The sequence below is a fragment of the Bradyrhizobium sp. Kon69 genome (genome assembly GCF_055807515.1).
This window is the reverse complement of the sequence record NZ_JBVVOS010000599.1, coordinates 1-233: the sequence shown is the minus strand read 5'-3', so window position 1 is coordinate 233 and position 233 is coordinate 1. Positions and strand designations below refer to the sequence as shown.

Here is a 233-nt window from a genome sequence, read left to right as displayed (position 1 = left end):
CTGGAAAGTGATCGGCTGGTGGATGCTGCTGAGCGCCCTGTTCGGACTTTACATCGCCGGTGCCCTCGGGCTGGTCACTGCGGCCGGACCGGCGCTTGCCGGACCCGACGAGATCGTACGAAGCATTCCGCTTATGGTGGTGATGGTGATCGGCTATCTTGCCGCGGTGCTGGCGATGAACGTCGTCATGCGCATGTATCTCCAGCACGACATCTGGGCGAAGGTGCTCGAAA

General features: G+C 61.4%; 1 pseudogene. It reads left to right on the top strand.

From position 1 onward, the window contains the following. Window positions 1–22 precede the first annotated feature (22 nt). Window positions 23–233: pseudogene (locus AC0L3U_RS40300) on the top strand (DUF898 domain-containing protein); the annotation flags it as partial.